Annotated in this window: 24 protein-coding genes; 9 read left to right on the top strand and 15 right to left on the bottom strand. The window is 53.6% G+C overall.

Annotated elements, in window-relative coordinates; genetic code table 11:
• Positions 1-25: 25 nt before the first annotated feature.
• Positions 26-841 carry an SDR family oxidoreductase gene (locus MXF20_RS06860; protein ID WP_325968384.1) on the bottom strand — a complete coding sequence of 272 codons (816 nt, stop codon included), beginning with the start codon at positions 839-841 and terminating at the stop codon, positions 26-28.
• 152 nt (positions 842-993) lie between these two features.
• The gene (locus tag MXF20_RS06855) at positions 994-1,932 is read right to left on the bottom strand and encodes a GlxA family transcriptional regulator (RefSeq protein ID WP_325968500.1); all 939 of its coding nucleotides are present in this window, start codon (positions 1,930-1,932) and stop codon (positions 994-996) included.
• 252 nt (positions 1,933-2,184) lie between these two features.
• Between MXF20_RS06855 and MXF20_RS06850 the strand changes: the two genes are divergently transcribed.
• On the top strand, positions 2,185-2,586 hold the full coding sequence (locus tag MXF20_RS06850; RefSeq protein WP_325968383.1) for a Rid family hydrolase: 402 nt from the start codon (positions 2,185-2,187) through the stop codon (positions 2,584-2,586).
• Between the two features lie 113 nt (positions 2,587-2,699).
• Here the strand turns inward: MXF20_RS06850 and MXF20_RS06845 are convergent, their stop codons facing one another.
• From MXF20_RS06845 to MXF20_RS06815, 7 genes are all read right to left on the bottom strand, one after another.
• Positions 2,700-3,308: an SIS domain-containing protein gene (locus tag MXF20_RS06845; protein ID WP_325968382.1), complete on the bottom strand. Its 609-nt coding sequence runs from the start codon at positions 3,306-3,308 to the stop codon at positions 2,700-2,702.
• Entirely contained in the window at positions 3,305-4,945 is a 1,641-nt protein-coding gene (locus MXF20_RS06840) for an FGGY-family carbohydrate kinase (RefSeq protein WP_325968381.1), read from the bottom strand. The genes MXF20_RS06845 and MXF20_RS06840 overlap by 4 nt, the downstream gene beginning before the upstream one ends.
• A 28-nt stretch (positions 4,946-4,973) precedes the next feature.
• Complete coding sequence (locus MXF20_RS06835) at positions 4,974-5,927, bottom strand: ABC transporter permease (protein WP_325968380.1); 954 nt, start codon at positions 5,925-5,927, stop codon at positions 4,974-4,976.
• 1 nt (position 5,928) lies between these two features.
• Positions 5,929-6,918 (bottom strand): ABC transporter permease, encoded by a 990-nt coding sequence (locus MXF20_RS06830; protein WP_325968379.1) that lies wholly within the window; start codon positions 6,916-6,918, stop codon positions 5,929-5,931.
• Positions 6,911-8,431: a sugar ABC transporter ATP-binding protein gene (locus MXF20_RS06825; RefSeq protein WP_325968498.1), complete on the bottom strand. Its 1,521-nt coding sequence runs from the start codon at positions 8,429-8,431 to the stop codon at positions 6,911-6,913. The genes MXF20_RS06830 and MXF20_RS06825 overlap by 8 nt, the downstream gene beginning before the upstream one ends.
• A gap of 259 nt (positions 8,432-8,690) precedes the next feature.
• Positions 8,691-9,677 (bottom strand): autoinducer 2 ABC transporter substrate-binding protein, encoded by a 987-nt coding sequence (locus MXF20_RS06820; RefSeq protein WP_325968497.1) that lies wholly within the window; start codon positions 9,675-9,677, stop codon positions 8,691-8,693.
• Between the two features lie 472 nt (positions 9,678-10,149).
• Positions 10,150-11,484, bottom strand: coding sequence for a PLP-dependent aminotransferase family protein (locus MXF20_RS06815; RefSeq protein WP_325968378.1), 1,335 nt, complete (start codon positions 11,482-11,484; stop codon positions 10,150-10,152).
• Between the two features lie 94 nt (positions 11,485-11,578).
• Between MXF20_RS06815 and MXF20_RS06810 the strand changes: the two genes are divergently transcribed.
• Complete coding sequence (locus MXF20_RS06810; protein ID WP_418936838.1) at positions 11,579-12,481, top strand: DMT family transporter; 903 nt, start codon at positions 11,579-11,581, stop codon at positions 12,479-12,481.
• A gap of 522 nt (positions 12,482-13,003) precedes the next feature.
• Complete coding sequence (locus MXF20_RS06805; RefSeq protein ID WP_325968376.1) at positions 13,004-13,441, top strand: VOC family protein; 438 nt, start codon at positions 13,004-13,006, stop codon at positions 13,439-13,441.
• Between the two features lie 149 nt (positions 13,442-13,590).
• Here MXF20_RS06805 and MXF20_RS06800 read toward each other — a convergent pair whose 3' ends face one another.
• A complete protein-coding gene (locus MXF20_RS06800) occupies positions 13,591-14,340 on the bottom strand; it encodes a DeoR/GlpR family DNA-binding transcription regulator (protein WP_325968375.1) in 750 nt (249 codons plus the stop codon).
• An 80-nt stretch (positions 14,341-14,420) separates the two neighbouring features.
• On the opposite strand from MXF20_RS06800, the gene MXF20_RS06795 reads away from it, so the two are divergent.
• From MXF20_RS06795 to MXF20_RS06775, 5 genes are all read left to right on the top strand, one after another.
• Positions 14,421-15,014 (top strand): NUDIX domain-containing protein, encoded by a 594-nt coding sequence (locus MXF20_RS06795; protein ID WP_325968374.1) that lies wholly within the window; start codon positions 14,421-14,423, stop codon positions 15,012-15,014.
• Positions 15,008-15,361 carry an NUDIX hydrolase gene (locus MXF20_RS06790; protein WP_325968373.1) on the top strand — a complete coding sequence of 118 codons (354 nt, stop codon included), beginning with the start codon at positions 15,008-15,010 and terminating at the stop codon, positions 15,359-15,361. Before MXF20_RS06795 ends, MXF20_RS06790 begins: the two co-directional genes overlap by 7 nt.
• 203 nt (positions 15,362-15,564) lie before the next feature.
• Entirely contained in the window at positions 15,565-16,260 is a 696-nt protein-coding gene (locus tag MXF20_RS06785; RefSeq protein WP_325968372.1) for a DJ-1/PfpI family protein, read from the top strand.
• A 194-nt stretch (positions 16,261-16,454) separates the two neighbouring features.
• Positions 16,455-16,766: a hypothetical protein gene (locus MXF20_RS06780; RefSeq protein ID WP_088517478.1), complete on the top strand. Its 312-nt coding sequence runs from the start codon at positions 16,455-16,457 to the stop codon at positions 16,764-16,766.
• Positions 16,767-17,051: 285 nt separating this feature from the next.
• The gene (locus MXF20_RS06775; RefSeq protein WP_325968371.1) at positions 17,052-17,570 is read left to right on the top strand and encodes an anti-virulence regulator CigR family protein; all 519 of its coding nucleotides are present in this window, start codon (positions 17,052-17,054) and stop codon (positions 17,568-17,570) included.
• A 221-nt stretch (positions 17,571-17,791) separates the two neighbouring features.
• On the opposite strand, the gene MXF20_RS06770 is transcribed toward MXF20_RS06775, so the two are convergent.
• The 3 genes from MXF20_RS06770 to MXF20_RS06760 form a co-directional block, all read right to left on the bottom strand.
• Complete coding sequence (locus tag MXF20_RS06770) at positions 17,792-18,058, bottom strand: hypothetical protein (protein WP_325968370.1); 267 nt, start codon at positions 18,056-18,058, stop codon at positions 17,792-17,794.
• Positions 18,059-18,530: 472 nt separating this feature from the next.
• Positions 18,531-19,664 (bottom strand): glutathione-independent formaldehyde dehydrogenase, encoded by a 1,134-nt coding sequence (locus MXF20_RS06765; RefSeq protein WP_325968368.1) that lies wholly within the window; start codon positions 19,662-19,664, stop codon positions 18,531-18,533.
• Positions 19,665-20,034: 370 nt separating this feature from the next.
• Positions 20,035-20,568, bottom strand: a complete 534-nt coding sequence (locus tag MXF20_RS06760) for a hypothetical protein (protein WP_325968367.1) — start codon at positions 20,566-20,568, stop codon at positions 20,035-20,037.
• A 374-nt stretch (positions 20,569-20,942) separates the two neighbouring features.
• Between MXF20_RS06760 and MXF20_RS06755 the strand changes: the two genes are divergently transcribed.
• Positions 20,943-21,452, top strand: a complete 510-nt coding sequence (locus tag MXF20_RS06755; protein ID WP_325968365.1) for an ATP-binding protein — start codon at positions 20,943-20,945, stop codon at positions 21,450-21,452.
• Between the two features lie 101 nt (positions 21,453-21,553).
• Here MXF20_RS06755 and MXF20_RS06750 read toward each other — a convergent pair whose 3' ends face one another.
• Together MXF20_RS06750 and MXF20_RS06745 are read right to left on the bottom strand one after the other, a co-directional pair.
• Positions 21,554-22,768, bottom strand: coding sequence for an acyl-CoA dehydrogenase family protein (locus MXF20_RS06750; protein WP_325968364.1), 1,215 nt, complete (start codon positions 22,766-22,768; stop codon positions 21,554-21,556).
• Between the two features lie 3 nt (positions 22,769-22,771).
• Positions 22,772-24,205 carry an MFS transporter gene (locus MXF20_RS06745; protein WP_325968363.1) on the bottom strand — a complete coding sequence of 478 codons (1,434 nt, stop codon included), beginning with the start codon at positions 24,203-24,205 and terminating at the stop codon, positions 22,772-22,774.
• Between the last annotated feature and the right edge of the window lie 11 nt (positions 24,206-24,216).

Raw genomic sequence — 24,216 nt, 5'->3', positions numbered from 1 at the left:
CGAAAAAGGGCTGAATGCAGGGCGTTCAGTGCACAGAGACGGGCTGATAGCGTTCAGCTGGCGCGTCGCTGCCGAGGTGCGGCATCATGGCCTGACGCGCCTGTTCATAGCGGGTCCAGAGCGCTTCGTCCTGCAGGGACGGGATGGTAATCAGTTCGCCGCGGGCAAAGCCGGTGAGCGCCGCATCGACCATCTCCTGTGCGCTCATAACGATGCCCGGATCGAGCTGGTCAACCGGCAGACCGCCGTTATCCCAGAACGGCGTTGCGGTGGCACCCGGCAGCACGGCCTGTACCTGGATCCCTTTAGCGGCCAGTTCATGGTGCAGTGACTGGCTGAACGCCAGCACGTAAGCCTTGCTGCCGCCGTAGACACCGTTCAGCAGCTCAGGCGCAATGCTGACGATCGAGGCGATGTTGATGATGGCGCCGCGTCCGCGCGCCACCATGCCCGGTACCACCGCATAGGTAAGGCGCGTCAGCGCGATAACGTTGAGGTTGATCATGGCGTTCATCTGCGCCACGTCGCTTTCCAGCAAAGAGGTATGCGTGCCGATACCGGCGTTATTCACCAGCAGCGTGATGCTCGCGTCCCGACGCAGCTTCTCCTCCAGCGCGTTCAGCTGGGCGGCATCGGCCAGGTCCGCCGTGACAACTTCCACGCTGCGACCGCTGTCGGTGGTGATGTGTTCAGCCAGCTGGTTCAGGCGGTTATGATTGCGAGCCACGATGATCAGGTCATAGCCCATGCGAGCCAGGCGGCCAGCGTACAGTGCGCCCATGCCGGTAGAGGCGCCGGTGACAACGGCGGTGCTGCGGTCGGTGTGTGTTTGCTGCGTCATGATGTTCACCTTGTCAGTTATCGGGTTGGTGAATTCATAGTACGCAGTCACGCACCGGCGCGGCTGACGAGAAAGGTCGTGATTTCGGACAACATGATGGTCAGTATTCCGGCCATCATGAACAGAAGGTGTTGATACGGGACTAACGGACGTCAGGCTTTACCGGTGCGCAGCGACTGAGGCGGGATGCCATAACCGCGGACAAAAACCTCACGCATGTGGCGGCGATCGCGGAAGCCGGACTCACGCGCAATCACGTCCATTGACAGCCTGCTCTGCTCAATCAGCAAGCGGGCGTTTTCCAGCCTTAATCCTTCAATCGCTTTGGCCGGCGACTTGCCCGTTTCAGAACGGAACAGGCGGCTGAGCTGTCGCGCACTGAGGTGAACCGCATCCGCAATGTCTTCGATGGTCAGCGCTTTGCTGAGATTTTTGCGGGCATATTCCAGCGCCGACTGCAGCCGGTCGCTGCGCGGAGAGAGCATCAGCATTTCGGAGTGCTGCGTTTGCCCGCCGGAGCGGCGGTGATGCATGACCAGCAGGTGCGCCACACTGCGCGCCACTTCGGCACCGAGATCTTTCTCCACCATTCCCAGCGTCATATCCAGTCCGGCGGTGAGTCCCGCCGACGTCCAGATGTGATCGTCAATAATAAAGATGCGGTCTTCTTCTATGCGCGTGGTGGGATGCAGCAGCTTGAGGCTCTGGGCATGCACCCAGTGCGTGGTGGCACGTCGATGAGATAACAAACCGGCCTGACCCAGCACGAACGCGCCGGTACAGATCCCGGCCACCCGCCGGGCGCGGGGAGCCTGCGCCTGCAGAAAATCAACGATACCCGGAGTGGCGGGTTGCTCCAGCGGCACCATTACGCCCGCGACCAGCCAGGTATCCATTTCCAGGTCGGCATGAATCGGCTGGCTGTCCACGCCGAAGCCGGCAGAGGATTTCACGGTGCCACCGCGCTCTGAATAAACCGTGCAGTCATACAACGGTTCGCCGCTGACCTGATTGGCAAATTCAAAAATGCTCAGCGTGGATAATCCCAGAACCTGAAAATCATCGGAAATCAGCAAGCCTACCCGGTGCATCATCGTATCCTTTAATAGTCCGGCGCCGTCTGTGAATGTGAAGCCGGTCTGGCCAAAAGCAGGAGAGAACAGACAATAACCTGATTTTGCTCACCGGTATCATTCTGTTGAAAATAAAATGCAGGAGTTCGCGGGTGCCGGGTTAGTAGCGCCCTGATATGTTAAGCGTGCTTTACACACGGCTGTCTGGTCGTCAGACGTCACAGTTTAAAATCTGCTGGCTTTAATTCCGCGATTAACACGAGGAAAAACATGAAAAAATCTATCGTTCCTGAAGAGTTTAAACATTATTACAGTGACTGGCACTTTTCCCCGGTTATCGAAGCCGATGGCACCGTGTACCTTTCAGGTGTGACCGCAGCACGTAAGGACAAACCGATCAGTCAGCATCCTGAAGAACAGTTTCATGATGCATTTTATAAGCTGGGCGTCTATTTAAACGCGGCCGGTTTGGATTATGAACACATCCTGGAAATGACCACTTTCCACATCGACCTGAAAAAACATATCGCCGTGTTTTCTGCTGTAAAAGATACCTATATCAAAGCGCCCTACCCGGCATGGTCCGCTATCGGCGTAGCCGAATTTATTCCGGAAAATGCCCTGGTGGAAATGCGCATTGTGGCAAAAAAGTCATGCGCGACGATGACCTGAAAAGGGTAACCCTCCCCGCACCCGGCACAGGGCTGCGCTGACAGCCCTGATGCACTCAAACGTCAGAAAACACCACCACGCGAAGCAAAGCGGCGGCAGGCTAAAGGTTCTGCTCACCGGTCCTGATCGCGCAGGATTTTGCCGACATTGCCGCCCGGGTGGACGTTCAGTAAACGCTGCTGGTCGAAGCCGTTACGCCGCATGATGTTGCCACACAGCGCATCGAATACCGCCAGCACCAGCACGATGGAAGTAGTGGCCAACATGTTAAGCGGATCGATCTCCCGCTGGATGTGCGTTTTCACTACCAGCGTGGCAGCGCGGGCAATCGCCGAGTCCAGATTCTCCGTCACGCTGATGATCGCCACACCTTTACTTTGCAGCGTCGGCAGCAGGCGCGTCAGCTCTTCAGAATTACCGCCACGTGAAATCAGGATCATCAGATCGTCGCTACGCATAAAACCGAGGTCACCGTGGGCCGCATCGGTAGCGCTAAGATACACCGCCGGTTGCTCGACGCACGCCAGCATGTGAGCGATTTTGCGCGCGGCAATGCCCGAAGTGCCGACACCGGTCACGGCAATCTTACCCTTGCAGCCAGTGACCAGCGTCAGAAGCTGCTGCCAGGTAGCCGCATCCAGACGCTGCTGTAGCGCCAGTATTTCCGCGCTGTAAGTCTGCCAGCCCTGACACGCCAGAGAGAATTCGTCTTCCGCATTCATTCGCTTGTCCCCTGCATCAGGTGGCGGTATTTCATGCTGTCGTGGTACATCTCATGGAAAACGCGGTATTTGCGATCGTAATACTCTTTGATTTTGTTGGTCTGCGGCGTAATGGTTTTACCGATGCGGCTCATAGCGGCCATTGCTTCGGGCAAAGATTCGTACGCGCCCGCCGCGACGGTGCCCATCATGGCGCTGCCGAGCAACATCGCTTCGCTCTCTTCCGGCAACAGCATCGCGCAGCCCGTCGCGTTGGAATGTTCCTGCACAAAAATCGGATTTTTAGTGCCGCCGCCGCTGGCCATAATGGTATCAATGCAGTAGCCACTCTGGTTCATGGTCTCAATAATGTGGCGCGTGCCGAGCGCCAGCGCCTGAATGGTGGCGAGATAATGCAGCGCCATGTCTTCTGGCGTGCGTGATAACTTCAGGCCAGTCAGCGTGCCGGTCAGCGTCGGGTTGGCACGCGGTGAGCGGTTGCCGTGGAAATACGGCAGCATATGAATGTCCTGGGTCAGGAAGGCGATATTCTCAGGTTCACCCGCCATTTTGCGCAGAATACCGTTCAGCACTTCATAAATGGTTTTGCCGCTGTCTTTGCCCTGCTTGAGCAGATCCTGATAACACGGATGCGACTGAATCACATGGTCAATCAGCGCGCCAGTGGTGGATTGTCCCCCTTCATTGAGCCAGTAATCTGGCAGGATCGCCGAATAATACGGCCCCCAGATGCCACCGATATAGCGCGCGCTGCGCGACATCGCCATATGGGCCGTGGACGTGCCGCCAATCAGCGCGATGCGGTTGTCAAAATCCGCCGACTCGCCGGATGCGCCGCTGGCACCGAGAATACCGAGGCTGCCGGCGTGCGCATCAATAATCGAAACGCTGACGGCAGTGCCCGCAATCAGGCCCATTTCTGCGGCGGCGCGCTGCGTCAGGCCATGCCCCAGCGGCTCACCCATGGTTTTCACTTCGCTGCCGATTTTCGCCGCGTTGTTTTCCAGTAAATCGTCCAGACCGATCTGGCGGAAATAGCTGGGGTCCCAGCGATCTTCATGGCCGATGTAGGTCCATTTGCAGACGGTAGAACACAAAGAGCGCGTGGTATCCTGCGTGGCGCGCCAGGTGAGGAAATCCGGCAGATCGAACAAATGCCCGACGTTGCTCCAGGTGGTCGGCATATGCTGCTTCAGCCACAGCAGCTTGGGTGTCTGCATTTCCGGCGAGATAATCCCGCCAACAAACTCCAGCACGCGATGTCCGGTAGCATTGATGCGTTCTGCCTGCGTAATCGCGCGATGGTCCATCCACACAATAATGTTCTGCTCGCTGCGCCCGGTCGGGCTGACGGTCAGCGGTTTGCCTTCTTTATCCAGCACCACCAGCGAACAGGTGGCGTCAAACCCGATGCCCTTTACCTGGATTGGGTTGATATCCGCCTGATTAATCACATCTTTAATTGCGTTACACACAGACTGCCAAATCTCATCGGAAGACTGCTCAACGAAATCGGCTTTCGGGCGGTATAACGTGATCTCCCGGCTGGCCTGGCCCAGCATGCGGCCAGTCATGTCGAAGACGCCTGCGCGGGCGCTGCCGGTTCCTACGTCTACTCCAATAAAGTAACTCGCCATGTTCTTTCCTTATTTAAAAAGCATTCGCTTATGATTTTCTGTTTTGCAGAGCGATAAACAGGATCAGAACGCAACCCCACAGCGCCATGGTCAGGTAACTGCTGACGCCCATCAGGTTCAGGCCGCTTTCCAGCATTTGCAGGACGATTAACGCCAGCACCAGCCCGATAATCCGGCCAAACCCGCCGTCGGGGTTAATGCCGCCGAGCACCGAGGCCAGAATGGTCACCAGCAAATAGGAGTCACCGTAGCCCGCTTTTGCAGAGTTAAATTTGGACATCATCAGCAGTGCCGCGCCCCACCCTAACAGCGCAGAAAGCACGTACACCGCGATGGTAACTTTGTGGGTGTTAACCCCGCTGAACCGCGTCGCCTGTTCGCTGGAGCCCATCAGATACAGGCTGCGACCGAGCGTAGTGTGTTCCAGCAAAACCCACAGCAGCAGCGCCACCAGCAGGAATATCAGCAGGGCAACCGGAATGCCCAGCACGCTGCCATTGCTAAGGTACTGAATCATCGGCGGGAAGCCGGAAATGACCGCGCCATTGGTCAGCAGAATATTGAGGCCGGCAATCAGGGTCATGGTACCGAGCGTCGCCAGAATCGGTGAAACCCCGATATATGCGATCAGCACGCCATTAAGTGCGCCAATCACCAGCGCCACCGCCAGGCCGGCGAGCATCGCCAGCGCGAAATATTCCGGCTGGTTCGGGTGCGCCACCAGAATCGCAGCCATCGCCAGTGAACAGGCGTTGGCACCCGCAATTACCGACAGATTGATGCCGCCGGTCAGCATGGTGATCCCCATGCCCAGCGCCAGCATGCCCAGAATCGGTAACTGCGAGGAGATCGACTGGAAGTTGCCGACGCTGTAAAAACTGCCACCCAACGTGAAGGAGAACAGCACGGCAACGGCGACGATGATCAGCAACTGCAAACGGATGATGCGGTCGCCGGGTAAGAAGCGGTTTAAGGTTGTCATGTCACATCCCCTTTGCCAGTTTGCGTTTTTCATTCCACGCGGTGCTGCTGATACTGACCAGAATGATCGCGCCGCTGAAAACCTGATGCCAGTAAGAAGAGATGCTCAGCAAAGTCATGCCGTTTTGCAGGAAGGCCAGCAGCATCACGCCAAGAATGGTGCCGGTCAGCGAGCCACGCCCGCCGGTCATGCTGGTGCCGCCTAATACCACCGCCGCCAGCACCGTCAGCTCATAACCGAGCAGGGAATTGGGTGCCACCGACTGGGTGATTTGCGCCTGTACCACGGCAGCAATGCCCGCCAGCAATCCCATGAAACCGTAGACGTAAAAATGCAGCCGCAGGATGTTCAGACCAAGACGCGACGCGGCATCACGGTTGCTGCCCATAGCGTAAATCTGGCGGCCCACGCGGGTGCGATTCATCAGTACGCCGGTAACGATAATCACCCCCAGCAGGCAAAGCAGCGGCAGTGTCAGGCCATAGTCGTAACCGTCGGCGGCGGTAAAGGAGAACCAGTTAATGCCGTTCATAAACCAGTCGGGGAAACCGTACAGCCAGGTGCCGTTAGTGACATACACCAGCAATCCGTAGAACAGATTCAGCGTGGCGATGGTGATAATGATCGCCGGCACGCGCAGCCAGTACACCAGAAAACCGTTGACCAGCCCCAGCAGCAACCCGATCCCCATCGACATGGCAAACGCCAGAGCAAAACTGCCGCCGTGATGAATGATGTAGCTCGCCATCACGTACTGCCCAATGGAGGTGACAGCCGGAAAAGAGATATCAATGCCGCCGGCGATCAGCACCACAAACAAACCGCAGGCCAGAATGCCGAGAATGGCGTAACTGGTGGCGACATCAGTCAGGTTGCCCAGCGTCATGAACTCACTGGTGCTGACGCTCAGGCCGATCACCAGCAGCAGAACCAGTAATCCCAGCCAGAATTCGTGCTGGGTAAACAGTTTCGAGAGAGATTTGTTATCCATTAATCACCTCCGCAATCTGCGCTTCGCTACTCTGGTGCGGCGCGAATTCCGCCACCAGTTCGCCTTTGCGCATCACCAGCACGCGATGACTGTTGTAATACGCTTCCGGGATTTCATCGCAAATCATCAGCACCGCCATACCGGATTCCGCCAGATCGCGTGCAATACGGTAAATCCCCTCTTTGTTAGCGATATCCACGCCCACCGTTGGCGAATCGAGGATCAGGATATGGGGCCGCGTCGCCACCCATTTAGCGATGGCGATACGTTGCGCATTGCCGCCGGAGAGCGTTTTAACCGGTAAACTGCTGTCCGGAACTTTGATGTTCAGGTCACGGATCAGGTCCTTAACCACCGACGCCGCTTTGCGGTGATCCATCAATCCTGCACCGGTATGCAGCTTGTCGAAAATCGATACCAGCGTGTTGTCATAAATCGATTGATCCATGATGAGCCCCTGCGTCAGCCGGTCTTCTGACACATAGGCGATGCCGTGACGGATGGCGTCGCGGTTAGAGTGGAATTTCACCACCCTGCCGTTGACGCGAATCTCTCCGCTGTCCGGCTGGCTCATGCCAAACAGGCTCAGACAGAGTTCCGTGCGGCCCGAACCGAGCAGGCCAATAATCGACGTGATCTCTCCCTGGCGCAGCGACAGCGAAATATCGTGGTACTGCCCTTTACGGCTCAGCTGGCTGACTTCCAGCAGCGGCGTCACATCGACCGGCGCCCGGTGCGGCAGATGGCTGTAGGTAAAGCGCTGCCCGGTCATCAGGAACGCCAGTTCATGGCTGTCGAGTTCACTGGCCGGATAAGTGCCGACCAGTTTGCCGTCGCGCATCACGCTGATACGATCGGCGACTTCCATCACTTCATCGAGACGGTGGCTGACGAACACCACGCAGATACCGGCAGCTTTAAGTTCATTCACCACCCGCAGCAGACCGTTCACCTCGGTGCGGGTCAGTGACGCGGTCGGTTCATCCATAATCACCAGACTGGCGTCAGCGGCGATGGCACGGCATATTGCCACTAACTGACGATCGGCGATCGACAGCTTTTCAACTTTACGATCCGGATCCAGAGCAACACCAACCCGTTGCATTGCCGCCAGCGCTTTTTTGCGCATTGACTCACGATGAACCCAGAAATCACCGCCCGGTAAATAACGGTGAATGACAATATTTTCGGCCACCGACAGATTGGGAAATAACGATAAATCCTGATAAATAACCTGGATACCGTAATAGGAAGATAACTGCGGCGTCAGGGTATGAAAGAGTTTTCCATCCAGCGTAATGGCCGCGCCTTTTTCTGGCTGATAAACCCCGGAAATGACTTTGATTATGGTACTTTTGCCGCAGCCATTCTGTCCGGCCAGACAATGCACCTCACCTTTATTCAGCGTCAGGCTGACATTATCCAGTGCTAATACGCCGGGGAACTTTTTACTGATTTTTTCGAGGCTGATAAAGGCCTCAGCATTGGCAGGGGACGTGCTGAGCGTATTCATCATAGATCCTTAAGCCTGCCCATCATATTTCCAGTCAGGTATTGGCGATGCTCGTGTATCCGAATCATTTATTTTTATGACCTCATCGGATTTTACTGAGTTTGCCGTGCCTGACGCGAATTATTCAGGGTATATGTTTTCAAACTCTGAGTAGAAGTTCAGATACAGCACAACATACAACGCCGTATCTGTTTCTATTTGCCTGGTGTGGCGCTGGAGATAATCTATCTCCGTTAAATTAAGGTGTTAAACATTCCGATCAGAAGCCCAGTGATTTGGCATTCTCAGGCGTTACTTCGAGAATTTTATTAAAGCGGATCACTTTCTTGTCCATATCGACATCAGCTTTACCCAGCCCTTCAATGCTCAGGTCTTTGGTGACTTCTTTACCCTGCAGCAGCTGATCGGCAACCGAGACTAAGGCGTATCCGGCATCTTTTGGATCCCACAGCAGGACTTTCCTGATGTCACCGCGCATCAGGTATGGCGCAGCCTGAGCTGGCATCGCAATACCGACAACCGCGATTTTATTTTTCGCCCGCTTCTGCTGAACCGCCTGACCGGCACCAATCGGACCAAGGGAGCCGAAACCGATAATTCCTTTCAGATCAGGATAGGTTTTCATTAAATCCAGCGTGGTGGAGTATGACTTATCAATATTTTCTGCCACCGGCAGGCGTGAAGTCACTTCATGCATGTCCGGGTATTTTTCTTTCTGGTATTTGATCGCGGCATCTGCCCACGCATTATGCAATGGCACGGTCAAAGAGCCGACATAAATGGCGTAACCGCCTTTGCCACCCATATCTTTTGCCAGCTCGTCCATGTTGGCTTCGGCATATTTCTGGCTATCGATGGTTTCAACATCCCACTGACCAATTTGCTGATCCGGCGATTCATGGGTTAATACCACAATGCCCTGATCGCGCGCTTTTTTCAGCACCGGCTCCAGCACTTTGGCATCGTTTGGCACCACAATGATGGCATCAACTTTTTTGGCAATCAGATCTTCAATCACCTTGACCTGCTGCGCCGGGTCTGGCGTCGAGGCGCCGACCTGATAGGCGTTAACATCGAGTTTTTGCGCAGCGTCTTTCACGCCGACTTCCATGCGGGTGAACCATGGAATACCGGTAACTTTGGCCACGACGGCGATATCGTAAGGTTTGGCAGCGAATGAGGGTGTTGTGAATAACATGCACGCTGAAACCACACATGCACTGACTAATGCGAGGTTAAATTTCATTTTGGTACCTTTCTGATGAGGTTCTGGTATAGGGAACAGGCGGTTGCTATTTAATTCACGCTCAGAGATTAACTTACACGTACATCGCTTTTCGCGCAGATGTGATTGAAATGTGATAAAAGTCCACAAATGTTAAATTAAATAACTAATTATGTTAAATATTGGTTAATAACAAAGGCGAGATGGCAAGAATTCGGAACTGATGATGGCTTTAGCCGCCACAATGAAACATTAAAAGATCAATAAATTAACAATATTTTTACATACCAATGCCCTGCAGAGGGCTGTACGGCTGAAAAGTCACCGCCATCTGTTTTAAATTGCACGGATTGTGAACAGCGTCACGTGAGCAGGCGAAGAGGTTTTGCACTGCCTGTGCAGGTGCCCGGGCACGATGTAACCACATCCACATCAAAGGCAAATCGGGCATGCACGTAGCTATGGTTACTTGTTAGCGAGGAGCGTAAAGTGCTCAAAGATCAATCTCATACTCGATAGCTTCTTTAATTTTCGTCAGGGCCTCGCTCAACTGACTCATCGTGACTGAGCCAAGTGCCAGACGAATAGCATGCGGCACACAGTTTGAAGTGCTGAAAGGCTCTGCTGTGGAAACAGAGATATGTTGCTGCATCAATCGGTGAACCAGCCTGTCAGCCCTCACCTCCTGAGGCAGTGATAACCAGATAAAGTAAGCGTTGGCGTGGCTCACCCATTCACTGTTCACAAGTATTTTGCGCGCCAGCGCCTGCCGCTGACGCGCGTCCTGTCTTTTCAGCGCCTCAAAGCGTCTGAGTGTGCCATCTTTAATCCAGTCGCAGACAATCGAAACCATGAGAGAGGGAGTATTCCAGGTCGTTGCCCTGATGGCTCGCTCCAGGGCGATTCGCATTTCAGCGGGACACACCACGGCACCAACGCGCAGGCCAGTGGCAACACTTTTAGCAAAACCGGTAACATAAACGGTTCTTTCGGGCGCATAAGTGGCAAGCGGCGGCGGTGGACGACGGACAAGAAATGCATAGGCCGCGTCTTCGATGATAAGCAGATCGAACGTTCTGGCAATCCGGGCCAGCTCCCTGCGCTGGGCATCATTCATAACCCAGCCAAGCGGATTATGCAGTGTTGGCATGGTATATACCGCGCGCAGGCGCCTGCGTTGGCAGATTTTCCTGAATGCCGCCAGGTCCGGTCCACTGGCATCAGCGGGTATCGCCACCAGCTCCAGATGATAGAGGCTGGCCAGGGCTTTGAAGCCAGGATAGGTCAGAGCATCTACAGCCACCACATCCCCGGGTTTAAGCAGTCCCATAACAGCAACGCTAAGACCGTGCTGCGCGCCATTTACAATCAAAACCTCTTCGGCAGATGCGGTCAGGCCGGAGGCATTGAGCCATAACGCGATTGTCTCCCTGTCGCTTTGCCTGCCAGCGTGCGGCTGGTAACGTAACAATGAAGCCAGATCGCCAGATGTGGCCAGCTGTCGCATTGCTTCGCGTAACCGTTCGGCCTGGTCCGGTAGCGAAGGATAGTTAAAGTTCAGATCCAGCACGTCTGACGCCACCGCGTGCTGATCCAGACCCAGCCCGACGGGCAGCGAAATTTCCCTGACAAACGTTCCTCTTCCGGTTTCTCCGCTCACCAGCCCCATGGCTTCCAGCTCTGCGTAAACACGGGTAGCCGTTGCCAAAGACACGTGCTTTTCAGCCGACAGCGCTCTGTGGGTAGGCAGGCGGGTGCCCGGCAGGAGCGCGCCTGATCGTATCGCGGAAGCGAATTCATCCACGATGACTTTGTATCGAGCTTTCATGAATTGTATCTATGACAATTATTTGATTGTCATAGATGCTGGTACTTAGCATGGGCGCTGTCAACGTTATCTGTTAAATCATTTATGGAACTTAATGAGGTCTGTTGTGACAGCTACCAGGGTAAAAAATACACATTCTGGCCTGAAGTCAGGTTGGCTGAACGGGCTGACCGGCGTGATCATCTTCAGTGGCTCTTTGCCCGCAACACGCCTGGCAGTGCGGGAAATGGATCCCTTGTTTCTGACTTTTTCACGCGCTTCAATTGCCGGTGTGCTGGCCATTATGCTGATTCTCTTTTTAAGTCGGGCTCGTCCTCAGCGGCATCAGTTGATTTCTCTGGTTATCGTTGCCGCAGGTGTGGTGGTTGGTTTTCCACTTCTGACCGCCATGTCGCTGCAGCACGCTACCTCGGCCCACTCTATTGTCTTCCTCGGCCTGTTGCCCTTGGCGACGGCTATTTTCGGCGTTGTCCGGGGAGGCGAAAGGCCCAGGCTGGCTTTCTGGATTTTTTCTGTCGCCGGCAGCCTGCTGGTGATGGGATTTGAGCTACTGCAGAAGGGTTCTGTATCAGTAACCAGCGATCTTCTGATGCTAACTTCCGTGGTTGTGTGTGGCCTCGGCTATGCCGAAGGTGCAAAGCTTTCGCGTGAATTGGGAGGATGGCAGGTTATCTGCTGGGCACTGATTATTTCCCTGCCGCTGATGCTTGTTGCCACCCTGGAGACCTTGCCGGAGCGCATCGGCGAAATAAGCCTGCAGGCGTGGCTTTCACTGGGATATGTATCGCTGTTCAGTATGCTGATTGGTTTCATTTTCTGGTACAGGGGACTGGCTGCCGGCGGCATTGCCGCTGTGGGACAATTACAATTGCTGCAGCCATTCTTTGGTCTCGGGCTTTCAGCAACGTTACTGTCTGAAACGGTAAGCCCAATGATGATTCTCATAACGCTGGGCGTAATCCTGTGTGTCGTTGGCTCGCGCAGGTTTGCACATTAGTCCATAGCCTCCTGTCGTCTGGAGTTAGCATTTTATCGGCGGCCATCAATAATAATGTCCGCTTTTAGCCTACCGAGGACTTAGCACAAGTCCATGTCTGCTATGAGCGAGAAGCGGTCATCCGCTGTTTATCGACAAAAAATGCAGGCTGATAGCATAATGCTTATCAATTGAGAGTAAACAGCAGGCACATTTTTGTAGCTGCGCAATTTATTGCGCGAAGCATTGATAGGCACGGTGCTGCTATTAGTTGGCGCGATTAATCGCGCCGCTACGAAATGTGCGGTAAGTGAATTTGGGACTTAACTGAACGGCACTAAGGCTTATAGCACGGTTGCTTATTTATCAACGGGGAGCCGGTTTCTGTCCATCTGATGCTGTGTATCCATCATAAATGCACAGTTTACACCGATTTCAGTAGTGCTTTTTCCCGGAAAAATCCCATCGCATTTATTGTGTGGCAATAAAGCAGCGTTTTTATATAGTTGGATGGTCATCTTTTGAAACTCAGCAGGTAATCGAATGATCTTAAGCGCTAATCACGTTGGTTTTTCCGTTAAAAACATTGAAGAGTCCGTATTCTTCTGGACTCATATCCTTGGAGGTGAATTATTACGCGAAGGAAAAATGTCTGGCCCCATAATCGATGAAGTCACAGGCGCAAGGGGAGCTGATGTACGGATGGCTTTGCTTGAACTGGCTGGTATCAAAATTGAATTACTACAATATAGTAATATTGAGCAGCCAGCAGAACCTTCAGCACCTTATATCCCAGGCTACGCTCACCTTGCTTTTACAGTTGAGGATCTTGATACGCTGTTGAGCAAAGCAGCGGACTATGGCTGGAAGACGCCGGGTAAACCTCAGACAGTGTTGTCAGGCCCGATGAAGGGAACCAGAGTAATATATTTACAAAGCCCTGATGGTCAGACGCTTGAATTAATGGAGCTTAGTCATTGAAGCCCATAAATTACGATCTGTTATCCGCTAATTAAAACAGTGACGTTTTCGACGTCCGCTTCTGACACACAGCCGACATTGATCGCTTTACCCGGCAGGCCATAGAAGATCATGTACCGATCTGTTTTGCAAAAACACGGTGACTAGCACTACAACAGCGAGACATGCTTCTGCTGTAAAATCTGGCGCAATTCTTTATCGGGCTCGCCATCAACAATCAGCGTACTGGCCAGCTCCAGGTCACCAATTGCGAAGGCAGAGGCGGAATTGAGTTTCTCTTTTGATACCATAACAACGGTTTCAGCGGATCTTCCTGCCAGCGCGCGCTTTATGCCTGCCTCTTCATAATTGCCGGTCGTAAGTCCGGCCGTTTTATGCACGCCGGTAACGCCCATGAAAAACAGATCGGCATTGATGCGCGCAGCCGCCTCATGGACCGCCGATCCCACCGCGACCACCGAGTGGCGATAAAGCAAGCCGCCCAGCGTTATCACTTCTACCCGCGGAAAATCCACCAGCGCAACCGCAATACCGGGGCTGTGAGTGATCGCCGTGAAAGCCAGGTCGGCTGGCAGTAACTGCACCAGTTCTGCTGTGGTGGTGCCGCCATCAATAATCACCACCTGACCGGGTTGAATCAGCTTCACCGCCTTTTGTGCCACACACTGTTTGGAACTCATTTGCACGTTTTTGCGTTTTTCAAAGGATGCCAGCGCGGCTGAAACCGGCAGCGCGCCGCCGTGCACGCGCTGTAACAATCCTTCAGCGGCCAGTTCCCGCAAATCGCGCCGTATTGAGTCCTCGGATATACCGAAACGCTGACTGAGCTCACCTGACATCACTTGATTTTCAGCCGCCAGAATCTTCAGAATCTGTTGTTTACGCTGGCTCGATAGCATAATTACCCGCTCACGCTTTTTCTTGAATTTGCACGATTATGCATGATAGCGTCTGTTTTGTCATCTTCAGGAGGCAAGCTATGCAGCAGAAAATACGCAATATCCGTGAGCAGCTACTGTCCGACAACTGGTACACCCTGAAAAAATACAGCTTCGAACTGCAGCGCCGTGACGGCTCGTGGCAGGAGCAGCAGCGTGAAGCCTATGACCGGGGAAATGGTGCCGTCGTGCTTCTGTACAACCGCCAAAAGCGCAGCGTGGTGCTGACCCGCCAGTTTCGTCTGCCAGTTTTTATTAATGGTCATCACGGTTTTTTGATCGAGGCGGCTGCCGGGCTACTCGATAACGCTTCGCCGGAAACCCGCATTATCGCCGAAGCAGAAGAAGAAACCGGTTACCGGGTGCAGCATATTGAAAAAGTCATGGAAGCGTTTATGAGTCCGGGTTCGGTGACCGAGAAACTCTATTTCTTCATCGCCGAATATGCTGATGACGATCGCCAGAGCAAAGGCGGTGGTCTTGCCGATGAGGGCGAGGATATTGAAGTACTGGAATGGCCTTTGGCGCAGGCCCTTAGCGCAATTCGCAGCGGGGAGATTATGGATGCGAAAACCATCATGTTACTGCAATACGTTGCGATGAATGTCCATTTTGAGGAGCCAAAACCATGCTGATCCTGATCGCAGGCCCTGTGCGCAGCGGCACCGAAGGAGACCCGGTTTTAATTCACGCGAATATGCGGAAATTAGACGAAGCTGCGCTACAGGTTTACCACAAAGGGCATACGCCGGTGATCGGGGAATGGCTGGCATTACCTCTTGCCGCCGCCGCAGGTTCACAGGCAATCGGTGATGAAATCAGTGAGGCTTATCTTTATCCGGTTGCACATCGGCTGATTCAGCATTGCGACGGGATCTTACGTATGCCGGGCGCGTCGCACGGCGCCGATAACGATATACGGATTGGCCGGGAACTCGGGTTGAAAATTTATTCTCACATAGATGAGATTCCGCTCGGGTGATTATGCTTTCACTGGATGGCGACGAGGCCAGCGCGACCATTTCGGCTTATGGATACCAATATTTTCTGTGAATAAAACAACCCCATTGATGCTCAGAAAATATGCCAGTATTGCTGATGGCTTTTTCTCTGCATCGTCTGATGCAGTGATTCATAACTCAAAGCGGCGATGTCTGCTGCTGGCACATGATGAAGGGATTATTTATGCGTGATTCTGCATCTACATCCATCGGTCTGCTGCTGTTCCCTGCGCTTACGCAGCTTGACCTGACCGGTCCGTTTGAAGTTTTTGCGCGGGCACCAGACACGAAGGTGCATCTCATCTGGAAAAATCTGGACCCTGTGGTGTCAGACCGGGGGATGGCGATTCAGCCAACCACCACATTCGACGCGTGTCCCGCGCTGGATATCATTTGTGTTCCCGGCGGGCCGGGACAGATAAACCTGATGGAGGATGAAGAAGTTCTTTCGTTTATCCGGGTTCAAAGTAAACAGGTGAAGCTGGTAACGTCGGTATGCACCGGATCGCTTGTGCTGGGCGCGGCCGGGCTTCTGCAGGGATATAAAGCGACGACGCATTGGGCTTCACTGGATCAGCTGACGCTATTGGGCGCAGAGCCGGTAAATGAGCGCGTTGTACGCGACCGCAACCGTATAACGGGCGCCGGTGTGACTTCAGGTATCGATTTTGCCCTCAGCGTCGTATCAGAGATGTTCGGACCGGATATCGCGCAAAACATTCAGCTGCACATGGAATATAACCCTGCCCCGCCCTTTGACTGTGGCTCGCCCCGCTCCGCATCTGAAGAACAGCTGAAAAAAGCTCAGCAGCAAATTGCGCCATTTATTGAAAAACGGCGGCAGGCGACGTTGAAAGCCGCAGCCAGACTGCATAAATAACGGGCCGGCACCGAGCGGACTGCCTCACCAACCGATGCCCTCTATGTGCGAAAAATGAACCTTAAAGTAAGAGCGATTAGGGTTCTGTCGTCTGAAATTTATTTTGCATTAAACAACGCGTCCTCCAGAAATTACACCGCTAAGTGGCTTGCGATGATAGGGTGACATCTTTGCCACATTAAGAGGAAAAGCGAATGATTGTAAGGACCTGGCACGGTTGTGTTCCGCTCAAACACGCTGAAGATTTTGCTAAACACCTTGAGAAGACAGGTGTGGAACATTCACGAAGCATTGCCGGGAATATAGGCGCTTATGTGCGCAGAGAAACACAGGGTGACTGGGAGCATTTCTTTCTGGCAACTTACTGGAAGGATCTGCAGTCAGTAAAGACCTTCGCGGGAGAAAACTATCACGTGGCGGTGACGTATCCGGATGACGAACAATTTGAGTTACTTTCCGATCCGTACGTTTTTCAGCACACCGTGGAAACCGTTTTACCGCTTTAGTCCCCTTTTCATGGCAACTTAACGGTTGTCCTGATTCGTCTCTAAGTTAATTCGAAGCGTCAATGTCCGCTTTGCGCGACGAGCGGACATTTCTCTCAATAGTCACAAGCCGGCATATGCACTCCTGGGTTCAGAGGCTGAGCAGTGGAATGCCCGCGTTCAGAATGACTTTCTGACATGTCCGGCTTATTACATTACTGATATTTCAGAAACGAGGTGATGGTTAAGATTGCCGCCTCATTCTATATTTCAATAAGGCAATACATACTATTAGGGACATCTGTCATGATCACGCAACGCACGCTTAAAACAACCTTTGCTCTGATGATTGGTTTCGCCGTTTTTGTTGCACCGGCTTATGCAAACCCTGGCAATGGCAATGGCAATGGCAATGGCAATGGCAATGGCAATGGCAATGGCAATGGCAATGGCAATCACGGTAATAATGGCGCGCACGGAAATAAAGAGCAGGGTTACACATCGTCGAAAAACCAACATGGACATCGCAAGAACGCCCGGCAACCCGATCATGTTCAATCAGATATCAGCTTCTCTCAAGCCCGTGCGCTCGCCGTCAACTATGGCCTGGTCGGCTATCAGTCTCTGCCGCCGGGGATCGCCAAGAAAGTGGCGCGTGGGAAAGCATTGCCACCGGGTATTGCTAAGAAAAATTTGCCAGCATCCATGATCAATGCGCTGCCTCATTACCCCGGCTACGAGTGGCGCGCGGTGGGAGATGATTTAGTGCTTATTGCGTTGAGCACAGCAGTTGTGACCGCCGTGATTAACGGTGTGTTCAACTAACCACAGACTGCAAGCCCGGCTAAAAGAGATCGCCGGCAAAGTCATGTATACGCAAACAACATGTTTCCCGAATTGCTTGCAAATCAAACGGATGATGTCCGCTTTTCGCTCAAAGCGGACATCGGTCTGTTCGTCAATTCGTTCTATGGCAAAAGCCGATGTTTACGATTATCCGACTCAAATGCCCCCAGACGAAACTCACATAGTGCTGTATTTAGCGGCTATTTACTGAGTGGGAAAAGGTGAATCAAATTAGCGGCCAGGGGATAAATACCTAATAATCGCGTTGAAGCCCTGAGGTCATCAATGGAGGCACCTTCTTTCGGCATGCTTCCTCCCCACACCGTAATTCCTTCCGAAAGATGCGACGGGCGCTGCTGGCTTTCGTCACTAATTTCAACGGTTTCACCATTACTTAATGTGATAATCAAAGATGCAACATCCTGTGTTTCCGATGTTCCATTTTCTTTTTTAAGTGTAATTTTCATTAGCCTTTTCTCCGTCATGATCATTCATATGGCTATAATACCAGGCGTTTAGCTCCCTCGCACGATTATCACATTAATGTTGTGTCCCCTTCTCGCTCATCGCGGGCATTAGCAAATCATGAAAAATGATAATTAAAAAATTAGTTATTACAAAGTTGAATAATCCGTTATCTCTTTCATGCCTGATAAATAACTTTAGCTGAGGAGGAATGATGTCAGACGAAGACCAGAAATGCCTCGAAGCTTGTTATCTTTGTTGCGGCATGTAATCACTGTGCGGCTTCGTGCCCTGAGGAACAGAGGCTGCGCATGTGCATCAAACTGGATAAGCAGTGGGCAAATTTCTGCCGGAGTTACGCTGATATGTCATTAATGTGGTCATGCCAGATATAGCCAGCCACAGACAGGCAGTTTTTGTTCTCCCTCTTCCCACCGCCTGAATGTGTCTTAGCTCTTCTGAGTTACCTGAATTTCAGGGTTTCAGAATGACTTTTGTCCAGCCTTTATCACGATCATCAAAATGCTTATAGCCTTCGGCAGCGTCTGCCAGAGCAAGTCGATGCGAGATGATCTGCGCCGGATTGGCTCTGCCCTGATGGATAAGCCTTGCGAGCTGGCGGTTATACGCTTTGACATTACACTGGCCGGTCTTGATTGACTGACCTTTGAACCAGAAATTCCCAAAATCGAAAGGCACTTTACCCTCTTTGGCCAGGTCGGTCGCGCCACCGGGATCCTGCGGAACAAAAACGCCGACCGCACCGATGCCGCCCGTGGCTTTAGTTGACGCGACAAGGCTGTTAAGCGTGGCAGAGTTATCCTCGTGGCCATGTTTATTGCAGCATTGATACCCCACACACTCGCAACCGCAGTCCGTGCCGCGCCCATCGGTTAATTCGAGAATTTTGTTTACTGCCTCATCACCCACACCGTTGATCGCCACTGCGCCCAGTTGTTCGGCCAGCGCCAGTCTGTCCGGATGGGTATCAACCACAAACACCTGCGATGCGCCTTTAATCATGGCCGAGTGAGCAGCCATCAGGCCGACCGGGCCTGCACCATAAATCGCCACATTTTCTCCGGGGCGTAATCCTGCCAGTTCAGTGGCATGCCAGCCGGTGGGGAAGATGTCGGAAAGTAAAACGTAGTCCTCCTCTTTTTCTACCGCATCCGGCGGCAGCACCAGACAGTTAAAATCAGCATAGGGCACGCGCAGTAACTCCGCCTGTCCGCCATCCCACTCGCCCATTTCAGCAAAGCCATAGGCGGCTCCGGCCGTACCCGGATTGGCCGTCAGGCAGTAGCCGGTTAACCCTTTCTCGCAATTTTCACAGAATCCGCAGCCGACATTAAAGGGCAGGCAGACATAATCGCCGACTTTAACCCGCTCAACCGCGCTGCCGATTTCAATGACCTGCCCGAGGTTTTCATGACCAAAAATACGCCCCTGTTCGAAGCTGGTGCGTCCTTCGTACATATGCAGATCTGAACCGCAGATATTGGTGGTGGTAATACGGACAAGCACATCGGTAGGGCGAACGATTTTGGGATCCGGAACCTCTTTGACTGAAACGTCGAAAGGTCCGTTATAGACAACTGCTTTCATGATGTTCTCCTCACGTGCATGATCAGTTATGAAGGCTGCGGCTGCGTGACGCTTTGCTGTCGCCGCCCTCTCAGTGATGCTGCTTTTTCAATCAAAAGGCTTGATTGAATGCGTAAGTGTAGAACAGCACATGAAGTTGCCTGGCGGTATTAATATTATGTAACTCTATGAATTGTAAGCACCGTTTCGCTAAACGCCCTTTATCTCCGCCTTCTGCCTGACCCCTGCACACCACACCGTTACGCTGGCTTAGCCTTGCGCTGGATCCCGTAAAAGCTATTGTCCTCAACGTCCGCCTGGTTTGAGTACCACATGAAAAGCCCACTCTTGGGTGGGCTTAGGCGTACAAACGGTGATCAGCGTCATGCAATTAATCAAGTAAACCGGAGGGACAGTAATCGCCTTCCCATTCAATTATCTTAGCGCCTGGATCAAGATCCCTCACCGATACGCTATCCCCGCCAAATTCTGAGCCAGTGACGACGATATCGTAATCATGATTTGGCTGAGGAATGAATCTGGTGGAGGTAGATCGTTCTGTATTTTGGTAGTAGCCCGCCTGAGTCCAGTAATGAATTATGCTTATCCGTTGCCCCGGCTTGATAGTAAATTCATTTATGAAAGCCCCATTATTGTTACTTGATTCTGGCATTCCGATTTTTTTATTTCCTGACACAGGAATACCGAGAATAGCCAGACCAGCCGTAACCCGGCGCTCTAATACTTTTTTATAACAGCCACTCGGCTGTTTTTCGTAAAATTGCAGGGCCGTATTGCCCTCAGATGCAGCACGAATCCTGGCTGCATCTGAACCTTTATAGTCTTCCAGAGAAGGCCTGAACCCAGCCGAACAACCACTTAACAACGTTACTATTATTCCTGTAATGACCAGTTTTCCATACATGCGCATCTCCTTACGTTTCTGTCGCTCCCGTTTTTATCGGCCTGTGGGTGTGAAATCTTTAGCAGGTATTAAGTCAGTCATCCGGGGATAATTTGTCTCTGATATACCTGCCTGAGACCTGAACAATGTCCGCTCCCGGTACAAAGCGGCCCTACCCCTGCGCACTCCGCTATCAACAACACGCTGACATCACAGCTAAAGCAAAGCACCAGGTGATTATTGCGACTTAACCTGTTAGTTTAAAACGATGAAAACTTGCTCAGCTCTGTCTTCCGCAATCATTATTATCACCTTGCACGATCAGGTGGGATAACGTTTGCCATTTTCCCGCCGGTAAGGCGGGCCTTACCAGTAATCAACCAGTGAGGTCAGCCATGAACACCAACGATGTCGCATCACCTGAAAAAGCCACGCTTCACCTGCTATGTGGAAAAATTGCGTCGGGTAAATCCACGTTATCCGCAAAATTAGGCGCAGCACCGCGCACTATCATCATCAGTGAGGATCGCTGGCTTGCGGCACTCTTTGCCAATGAAATGCAGTCGGTCGCGGATTACGTGCAGTTTTCCTCTAAGCTCAGAAATGCCATGAAACCGCATCTGGTGTCATTACTTAACGCGGGGATGTCGGTGGTACTGGATTTTCCGGCTAATACACCCGCCAGTCGTGAATGGATGATGAGTATCATTAAAGCATCAGGTGCTGCTAACCACCTGCATTACCTTAACGTTCCTGATGAGGTGTGTAAGAGCCGATTACGTGCCCGTAACGCAGCAGGCACCCACGATTTTGCCGCTTCAGATGAACAATTTGAAATTATAAGCCGTTATTTCTCAGCGCCAGCGGCTGATGAAGGTTTCAATATTATTGAATACCGTTCATAAGCCGCCGGGTTGCGGCTTATGAGGTGCCAATTCCATGACGCAGCCGGATTTTCGCTATTAAACGGCGCCCGATAACGGCGCCGTTTGCTCATCAAGGCCGGTTACCCCTCTCCCCTGCCGATTTGCCAGATGCCGGTTGGCGGCGTGCCGTTAACTTTCCAGTCACCAATATCACGCGCTTTGTAGATCACCGGATTATGCGACGAAACGGTGCGCGCATTGCGCCAGTGGCGATCGAGCGCTTTGCTGACGCGCGTATCCGACGCGCCAAGCGCGTTGAACAGTTCGGTAGCGGCACGCGGCACCAGCTCGCTGGCAATCACCTGCGCTTGTCCGGCCTCGGCTTCTGCCAGGTTGTTGATAGCGGCGATGGCTGCTTCATCGCCACTGACATGCGCTTCATACGCTGATTGCAGTGAATGGGTAGCGCGAATCACCGTGGCTTCGACGGCAAATGCCAGACTGGTGATCTCGCCCACCACCTGCAGCACCTGCGCATCCTGCCGCGAGGCAGCTCCGTTGCCGTGACTGTAAACGCGGTTGCGGGCGGCAACGGCTGCCGCGCCGTCCCGCGCGACCGCGCGCGCAATGCCTGCCAGCGTCGCCAGCAACACGTGCTGGTAATACGCGGTCTGATAACGGAAGCGCGTGGCAAAATCATACACGTGCTGCGTCTCCACATGCGCGTGCTCGAAACGCGTCGTGCCGCTGCCGGTCAGGCGCTGGCCAAATCCGTCCCAGTCATCTTCACGCGTGACGCCCGGCTGATGCGTGTTGACCAGCGCGATCACGTCACCCTGATTGTCATCGCGGCGCGCGTAAACATCAATCCAGTCGGCGAACAGCGCACCGGTGCTGTAAAACTTCTCGCCATTCAGCGTCCAGCCATTGGCGGCAGGCGTAACGCGGGTAATGACGTCGCCCAGCCTGACGTTGCCGATCTCCGTCCAGCCGCTGCCCACCAGCTCGCCATCTATAAAACGGCGAAACCAGGCATCGCGCGCCGCATTGTCCGGCTGGTTGAGCCGGTCCTCGACAAAAGCAAAGTGCGCGCGCAGCGCCTGCGGCAGGTTGGAATCCGCTTCCGCCAGCTCAATTAATAGCTGGAACAGCTGCGGCAGCGAAGCGCCCCAGCCGCCCTTTTGCTGCGGAATGCGCACCGTACCAAAGCCGGCCTCCTTTAGCCACTGTATCGGTTCATCAGGCAGAGTGCGCGTGCGCTCACGTTCCGCCGCGCCCGCCGCAATGCGGGCAAACAGCGGTCGGAAGTGCGCCGCCAGCGTGTCATAGTCAGTACCGGTAGAAAGAATGCTCATGTTTTACTCCTGAGGGGAAAGGTCGTCGATGTCGTGGCGGGTCGGTTCGTGACGCACCGCCAGCAGGAAAAAGATCGGAATGATGGCGGCCAGCGATACCACCCAGAACATGTTGGTGCCGAGCGCCGCCTGCAGAATCGGCAGAATAAACAGCGCCAGCGCACTGCCGATGCCTGACAGCGCACGGCTAAAGCCGACGCCGGTCGCGCGAATCGAAGTGGGATACGAGAGCGCCGGATAGACCATCAGCTGCGCGCCCGGCCCGAAGCCTTCGGCGAACAGCCACAGCCCGAGCATCAGCACCGCGAACACGATGCCCGGTAATGCCTGCGGGTGGCCAATCAACGCCAGCGCCACCAGCGCAAAAAACTGCAGCGCAAAGCCGGCGATCGCCACATGACGTGACGGATATTTCCACGCCAGGCGCATCCCCAGCAGCCCGCCGGTGAAGGCAAACAGCGCGTTTAGCCCCAGCGAAGCTGAAATGGTCTCGAACACGCCGGCACCGAGAAATTGCGCCAGTATCGACGGCAGGAAGAAGGCAATAGCGGTGTACTCAAACGAAATACAGATGTTCATCACGCCGGCCACAATGGTGCGTTCACGCCACGGCTTCTGAAACAGCACGCGAAAACTCACCTTCGGTGCCGCCGCCGCGGGTGGCGTTTCCGGTTCTGCTTCGTGTGCATGAATACCGTACGAATCACGCAGGATCCGTACCGCCGAGGTCAAGTCGCCCTGATTCGCGGCCCATAGCGGTGATTCATTCATGAATTTACTGCGCACCGCGATGATCACCAGCGCAGGCACCGCGCCAAACAGCAGCGAGGCGCGCCACAGCCAGTCGGGATGCTCTTTAGGCAGCAGAAAATAGAGGCCAAAAATCAGCAGGAAGCACACGGTGGAAGCCGCATACCACATCGGGCACCAGGCCGCGAGCCGTGCGGCTTTGTTGCCTTTGCCGGCGAATTTGGAAAACTCCGCCAGATAAGACATCGCCACAGGCAGATCGATGCCCACGCCAATGCCCATCAGGAAGCGCGCGCCAATCAGCACCCAGACATTGGGCGCTAAGCCGGCCGCAATTGCCGATACGACAAAAAACAGCATGTCGGCCATGAATACCGAATAGCGGCCGTATTTATCCGTTAGCCAGCCACCAATCAGGTTACCAACGATGGTGCCGACCATGATGGATGAGGTGACCAGCCCGGTGGTAAACGGCGACAGCTGGAACTCGCGCACCACGTCATCGATGCCGTACGACAGCGTAGTCAGGTCGTAGGCGTCCAGGAACACGCCACCCAACGCGAGAAACACAATCATGCGCGCATAGTTGTTTTTGCTACTGCGGGTGTTGATCAGCCTTGCCACATCACTGACCGAACGTACCGGTTGCGAAGCCGGCAAGGTGTTTTCTAAAGGAAGTGTACTCATAACGCCTCACG

This window comes from Pantoea dispersa (assembly GCF_035783935.1).
In the GTDB taxonomy this organism is placed as follows: domain Bacteria; phylum Pseudomonadota; class Gammaproteobacteria; order Enterobacterales; family Enterobacteriaceae; genus Pantoea; species Pantoea dispersa_C.
This window is presented reverse-complemented; position numbering and strand designations above follow the sequence as displayed.

Bases quoted from the DNA above. Each gene is read 5' to 3' on its own strand.
- MXF20_RS06860 (WP_325968384.1), bottom strand. From the start codon at position 841: ATGACGCAGCAAACACACACCGACCGCAGCACCGCCGTTGTCACCGGC.
- MXF20_RS06855 (WP_325968500.1), bottom strand. From the start codon at position 1,932: ATGCACCGGGTAGGCTTGCTGATTTCCGATGATTTTCAGGTTCTGGGA.
- MXF20_RS06850 (WP_325968383.1), top strand. From the start codon at position 2,185: ATGAAAAAATCTATCGTTCCTGAAGAGTTTAAACATTATTACAGTGAC.
- MXF20_RS06845 (WP_325968382.1), bottom strand. From the start codon at position 3,308: ATGAATGCGGAAGACGAATTCTCTCTGGCGTGTCAGGGCTGGCAGACT.
- MXF20_RS06840 (WP_325968381.1), bottom strand. From the start codon at position 4,945: ATGGCGAGTTACTTTATTGGAGTAGACGTAGGAACCGGCAGCGCCCGC.
- MXF20_RS06835 (WP_325968380.1), bottom strand. From the start codon at position 5,927: ATGACAACCTTAAACCGCTTCTTACCCGGCGACCGCATCATCCGTTTG.
- MXF20_RS06830 (WP_325968379.1), bottom strand. From the start codon at position 6,918: ATGGATAACAAATCTCTCTCGAAACTGTTTACCCAGCACGAATTCTGG.
- MXF20_RS06825 (WP_325968498.1), bottom strand. From the start codon at position 8,431: ATGAATACGCTCAGCACGTCCCCTGCCAATGCTGAGGCCTTTATCAGC.
- MXF20_RS06820 (WP_325968497.1), bottom strand. From the start codon at position 9,677: ATGAAATTTAACCTCGCATTAGTCAGTGCATGTGTGGTTTCAGCGTGC.
- MXF20_RS06815 (WP_325968378.1), bottom strand. From the start codon at position 11,484: ATGAAAGCTCGATACAAAGTCATCGTGGATGAATTCGCTTCCGCGATA.
- MXF20_RS06810 (WP_418936838.1), top strand. From the start codon at position 11,579: ATGAGGTCTGTTGTGACAGCTACCAGGGTAAAAAATACACATTCTGGC.
- MXF20_RS06805 (WP_325968376.1), top strand. From the start codon at position 13,004: ATGATCTTAAGCGCTAATCACGTTGGTTTTTCCGTTAAAAACATTGAA.
- MXF20_RS06800 (WP_325968375.1), bottom strand. From the start codon at position 14,340: ATGCTATCGAGCCAGCGTAAACAACAGATTCTGAAGATTCTGGCGGCT.
- MXF20_RS06795 (WP_325968374.1), top strand. From the start codon at position 14,421: ATGCAGCAGAAAATACGCAATATCCGTGAGCAGCTACTGTCCGACAAC.
- MXF20_RS06790 (WP_325968373.1), top strand. From the start codon at position 15,008: ATGCTGATCCTGATCGCAGGCCCTGTGCGCAGCGGCACCGAAGGAGAC.
- MXF20_RS06785 (WP_325968372.1), top strand. From the start codon at position 15,565: ATGCGTGATTCTGCATCTACATCCATCGGTCTGCTGCTGTTCCCTGCG.
- MXF20_RS06780 (WP_088517478.1), top strand. From the start codon at position 16,455: ATGATTGTAAGGACCTGGCACGGTTGTGTTCCGCTCAAACACGCTGAA.
- MXF20_RS06775 (WP_325968371.1), top strand. From the start codon at position 17,052: ATGATCACGCAACGCACGCTTAAAACAACCTTTGCTCTGATGATTGGT.
- MXF20_RS06770 (WP_325968370.1), bottom strand. From the start codon at position 18,058: ATGAAAATTACACTTAAAAAAGAAAATGGAACATCGGAAACACAGGAT.
- MXF20_RS06765 (WP_325968368.1), bottom strand. From the start codon at position 19,664: ATGAAAGCAGTTGTCTATAACGGACCTTTCGACGTTTCAGTCAAAGAG.
- MXF20_RS06760 (WP_325968367.1), bottom strand. From the start codon at position 20,568: ATGTATGGAAAACTGGTCATTACAGGAATAATAGTAACGTTGTTAAGT.
- MXF20_RS06755 (WP_325968365.1), top strand. From the start codon at position 20,943: ATGAACACCAACGATGTCGCATCACCTGAAAAAGCCACGCTTCACCTG.
- MXF20_RS06750 (WP_325968364.1), bottom strand. From the start codon at position 22,768: ATGAGCATTCTTTCTACCGGTACTGACTATGACACGCTGGCGGCGCAC.
- MXF20_RS06745 (WP_325968363.1), bottom strand. From the start codon at position 24,205: ATGAGTACACTTCCTTTAGAAAACACCTTGCCGGCTTCGCAACCGGTA.